This window comes from Shimia sp., assembly GCF_041624275.1.
In the GTDB taxonomy this organism is placed as follows: Bacteria; Pseudomonadota; Alphaproteobacteria; order Rhodobacterales; family Rhodobacteraceae; genus Shimia.
This window is the reverse complement of the sequence record NZ_JBFJVE010000263.1, coordinates 1-3073: the sequence shown is the minus strand read 5'-3', so window position 1 is coordinate 3073 and position 3073 is coordinate 1. Positions and strand designations below refer to the sequence as shown.

The following is a 3073-nucleotide window of genomic DNA, read 5'->3' as shown; positions in this document are numbered from 1 at the left end:
GCTGGATTGCGGCACGATGAATTTCGCCGAGGCCGATTACCGCGCCACCGGCGCGCGTTTGGTCAGGCGCAGCTTTTCCCGCACCGCCTCGGGCCCGATCACCCGCGCCCCCATGGTCTCGATGATCGTCACCGCGCGTTCGACCAGCTGATAATTCTCGGCCAGAACGCCTTTGCCGAGCCACAGGTTGTCCTCGAGCCCGACCCGCACATTGCCGCCCGCCAGCACCGCCGCCGCGACATAGGCCATCTGGTCGCGCCCCAGCGAAAACGCCGACCAGGTCCAGCTTTCGGGCACGTTGTTGACCATGGCCAGGAAGGTGTTCATGTCGTTCGGCGCCCCCCATGGCACGCCCATGCAGAGCTGCACCAGCGCGTCGGGCTCCAGAATGCCATCGGCGACCAGCTGTTTGGCATACCACAGGTGGCCGGTGTCAAAGGCCTCGATCTCGGGCTTCACCCCCAGTTCGGTCATCATCCGGCCCATGGCCTGCAACATGCCCGGCGTGTTGGTCATCACGTAATCGGCCTCGGCGAAATTCATCGTGCCGCAATCCAGCGTGCAGATCTCGGGCAGGCAGTCGGCCACATGCGCCATGCGCTCGCTGGCGCCGACCATGTCGGTGCCGGCCACCGGCGGCAGCGGCGCCTCGACACCGCCAAAGACGATGTCGCCGCCCATGCCGGCGGTCAGGTTCAGCACCACGTCGACCTCGGCCTCGCGGATGCGATCGGTCACCTCGCGGTAAAGCGCCAGATCGCGGCTCGGCGCGCCGGTCTCGGGGTCGCGCACGTGGCAATGCACCACCGCCGCCCCAGCCTTGGCGGCAGCAATCGCGCTGTCGGCGATCTGTTTTGGCGAGCGCGGCACATGCGGGCTGCGATCCTGTGTGCTGCCCGATCCGGTCACGGCGCAGGTGATGAAGACCTCTTGGTTCATTTGCAAAGGCATGGCGATTCCCTTCTTTTCCTTGCCGCGAGTATCCCGCACTTGCCCACCGCCTTTTTCCGATTTACGCATTATATTTGATGATTTCCGAAAAAAGCCTCTTTCGGCCCGGCGAGGCCCCTTTGCGGACGGCGGTTCTGGTGCTGGATCGCAGCAACACGTTGAGCTTTGCCGCCGCCGTCGACCCGATGCGGGCCGCCAATCGCCGCGCCGGCAGGACCCTGTTCGACTGGCGGTTCCACACCGCCGATGGCGCGCCGGCGCAGCTGACCAGCGGGCTCCGGATCGACGGCCCGCCGATTGCCGCTCTGGACGGCTGCGACCTGCTGATCCTGGTCGCCGGCTTCGACCTCGAAGCCCACGCCCGCCCGCGCCTTCTGGCCTCGTTGCGGCGGCTGGCCACCAGCGGCGCGGCCATTGCCGCCATCGACGGCGCCCCCTGGCTGCTGGCCCGGGCCGGGCTGCTCGACGGGCGCCGCGCCACCACCCATTGGGAGGATCTCGAGGAGTTCGCCACCCGCTTTCCCGCCGTCGACACAAGGCGCGACCGCTTCGTGCTCGACCCGCCCTTTGCCACCTCGGGCGGTGCCGCACCGGGGCTGGACATGATGCTGCACCTGATCTCGAGCCGCTTCGGCGCCTCGCTGGCGGCACGCGTCGCCAGCGCCCTTGTCTATGATCCCCAGCCGGCCGGGGAACAGGCGGTCGGCGCCGGGGCCGCCGCGCGGCCGGTGCGTCGCCATCCGCTGATCGCCCGCGCGCTGGCGCTGATGGAAGCCCATCTCGACGACCCGCTGACGATCCCCGACATCGCCGCCCGGCTCAGCCTCTCGCCCCGCGCCCTCGAACAGCGTTTCGCCACCCACATGGCGCAGTCGCCGCTGGGCTTCTATTTGCAACTGCGCCTCAACGAGGCCCACCGGCTGGCGATCGATACCTCGATGAGCGTGCAGGAGATCGCCAGCGCCACCGGCTTTGCCTCGCAGGCCAGCCTGGCCCGCGCCTTTCGCAGGGCGCACGGGCTTTCGGTGCGCGACCTGCGCAGATCGCTTGGCCGATAAAAAACCCCGGGCTGGCCAAGCAACCCGGGGTTTCAAAGCTGTCGTGTGGCGGCAGGATCAGGCGCGCGCCTGCCCGATCAGTTTCAGGATGTCCTGCGCCGCCTCGGGGATGTTGGTGCCGGGGCCGAAGATCGCCTTGACGCCGGCCTTTTTCAGGAAGTCATAGTCCTGCTGCGGGATCACGCCGCCGCAGATGACGATGATGTCCTCGGCGTCCTTTTCCTTCAGCGCCTCGATCAGCTGCGGCGCCAGGGTCTTGTGACCCGCCGCCTGGCTCGAGATGCCGACCACGTGCACGTCGTTGTCGACCGCGTCCTGCGCCGCTTCGGCCGGGGTCTGGAACAGCGGGCCGACGTCGACGTCGAAACCGATGTCGGCAAAGGCGGTGGCGATCACCTTGGCGCCCCGGTCGTGGCCGTCCTGGCCCATCTTGACCACCAGCATGCGCGGGCGACGGCCCTCGGCCTCGGCAAAGTCATCCACCGATTTCTGGATCGCGGCAAAGCCTTCGTCGCCTTCGTAGGCGGCGCCATAGACACCGGCCAGGGTCTTGACCTCGGCGCGGTGCCGCCCGAATTCCTTCTCCATTGCCATGCTGATTTCCCCAACACTTGCCCGCGCGCGCGCCGCCTCCACTGCGGCCGCCAGCAGGTTCCCCCCTTGTTGCGCGACCCGCGTCAGCTCGTCGAGGGCCGCGCTACAGGCGGCCTCGTCGCGGCTCGCGCGGATGCTCTCGAGCCGGGCGATCTGGCTTTCGCGCACCGCCACGTTGTCGACATCGAGAATGTCGATCGCGTCTTCCTTTTCCTTGCGGTACTTGTTGACGCCGACGATCACCTCTTCGCCCTTGTCGATCATCGCCTGACGGGTCGCGGCCGATTCCTCGATCCGCAGTTTCGGCATCCCCGAGGCCACCGCCTTGGTCATACCGCCCATTTCCTCGACCTCTTCGATCAGCGCCCAGGCCTTCTGGATCAGATCGTCGGTCAGCGCCTCGACGTAGTAAGAGCCCGCCAGCGGATCGACCACATTGGTCACGCCGGTCTCTTCCTGCAGCACCAGCT

The 3073-nt window shown here is 67.5% G+C and carries 3 protein-coding genes; 1 reads left to right on the top strand and 2 read right to left on the bottom strand.

The features are described from left to right. Window positions 1-36: 36 nt before the first annotated feature. Entirely contained in the window at window positions 37-951 is a 915-nt protein-coding gene (locus ABZD10_RS14755; RefSeq protein ID WP_372887658.1) for a 3-keto-5-aminohexanoate cleavage protein, read from the bottom strand. A 137-nt stretch (window positions 952-1088) separates the two neighbouring features. Here ABZD10_RS14755 and ABZD10_RS14750 point away from each other — a divergent pair, with 137 nt between their 5' ends. Then, on the top strand, window positions 1089-2009 hold the full coding sequence (locus ABZD10_RS14750; RefSeq protein ID WP_372887656.1) for a GlxA family transcriptional regulator: 921 nt from the start codon (window positions 1089-1091) through the stop codon (window positions 2007-2009). A 57-nt stretch (window positions 2010-2066) separates the two neighbouring features. Here the strand turns inward: ABZD10_RS14750 and ABZD10_RS14745 are convergent. Further along, window positions 2067-3073: methylmalonyl-CoA mutase family protein (locus ABZD10_RS14745; RefSeq protein ID WP_372887654.1), on the bottom strand; the 1007-nt coding region annotated here is incomplete at its 5' end.

What these genes read in the sequence shown, in the direction of transcription:
- ABZD10_RS14755 (WP_372887658.1), bottom strand. Translation starts at nt 951, where the DNA reads ATGCCTTTGCAAATGAACCAAGAGGTCTTCATCACCTGCGCCGTGACC.